Raw genomic sequence first — 1,504 nt, forward strand, 5'->3', positions numbered from 1 at the left:
CTGTCTCTTGATCACAACTTTTCTGTCTGCTGAATTGATATTAACAATTCGGCAGATTCGACCATTTCTGCTAATTTCAACCACCCCTTCCAGAGTGCTTTTACGCCAACTCGACCATTTCTTTTACTGTCATACCACCCTCCCAATTTCGCTAAACTATAGTACAGCCAATGAAGAGACGGTACTTTATCCGGCAACACATCCTTTTCAACCTTTGCCCATAGTAATTTCCACGTCATCTCTTTAACACAAGTTGTACATCTCACTTCTTTGTCTAATTCACTCCTTTGCGCCATATTTTGCAGCTGTAATAACCTGACAGCAATAAACGCTTTAATGATCGCAATTCGTAAAATATTATCACTGTGCTGTAAACGTAAATCTTCTACTTCGGTTCCATCTGTTTTCCATGTTTTATGAAACTCCTCTACACGCCAGCGGAGTTCATAGTATCTTACTAATTTCTGGGCATCTTCTGCTGTGTTTACGGGCTCTGTCGTATATAAAATCCAACATAATGGATTTTTTTGCGTACTTTCTTTTTCCTGACAGACAATGACATTGACGCTCAATGTCGGTGATTCTTGCCCTAGTACTCGCTTAGGCTTGGCGAGTGTTATAGGTTGATAGCTCAATGTAATTCGGGCCTGACGCGCTTTTCTTCCCGCACGTTGCGCTATATTAATAGTGTAACAACACTGACCCTGCGCTGTTTCTATTAACTGATTGAGATTGCATTGAGGCTCTATTAATTTTCTATTTTCTTTTGCTCTGACTAAAAATCGATGTCCTTCATCTTTTTGGTAAGTCATGTACTCATAAATGTCAGCTTCTCTGTCGCAGATGTTAAGTATATTTGATAATTCACCTGTACGTTTTTTTATATCCATTAATGTTTGTTGCCAGCGATAGCTTTCTTTCTCTTCGTAAGGGCGTTGCTGTTGTTGATCTTTAGTCCCTTTAACCTTTGATTTCCTAAACCAATAGTACTGGTCGAGTAAACCAATAACATGCTCCGTATCTGCATCAATTGCTAAAGTTGAATGCGCATATAGCGTTCTTGTTTTTGATGGTTTTCCTAATGTATTTGCACAGTTCACATCGCCTAATTCTTTGCAAACACTGTGTTTAAATGTCAATCCTGTCGTATCTTGGATAGCGAGAACCAAAGGCAACTGCTTTACCGCTTCACTCGTTTGTGAGAACCCTGAATCGGCAATCGCTTGAGGAGATATTTTCTCATTTCTAATGAAACGATAAGCGGCTTCAATTTTGGCGGGTGTATCAGAAGCCTTAACAATTGAGCTGTCTGCATTCTCAGCCATATCGCTTGCTAGTACAGCTAATCGTCGGGTGCGTCTCGGATCCCCTAAATTAGCGTTACCAAAAATTAATTGAGCCCATTCTTCAGAAGTGTTTGTGTGCATACGATAAATCTATGAGTGATGATGATCGATTAGATCACAGACTTAACGATATTCAAAGACTTGTGTATAAGAGACAG

At 39.7% G+C, this 1,504-nt stretch carries 1 protein-coding gene; it reads right to left on the minus strand.

Annotated features, from left to right (window positions below):
- Window positions 1-11 precede the first annotated feature (11 nt).
- The gene (locus GQR39_RS19945) at window positions 12-1,427 is read right to left on the minus strand and encodes an IS4 family transposase (RefSeq protein WP_165736424.1); all 1,416 of its coding nucleotides are present in this window, start codon (window positions 1,425-1,427) and stop codon (window positions 12-14) included.
- Window positions 1,428-1,504: the final 77 nt, after the last annotated feature.

It is taken from the genome of Pseudoalteromonas sp. C8, from assembly GCF_011378685.1.
GTDB classification, from domain to species: domain Bacteria; phylum Pseudomonadota; class Gammaproteobacteria; order Enterobacterales; family Alteromonadaceae; genus Pseudoalteromonas; species Pseudoalteromonas arctica.

Bases quoted from the DNA above. Each gene is read 5' to 3' on its own strand.
- GQR39_RS19945 (WP_165736424.1), bottom strand. From the start codon at position 1,427: ATGCACACAAACACTTCTGAAGAATGGGCTCAATTAATTTTTGGTAAC.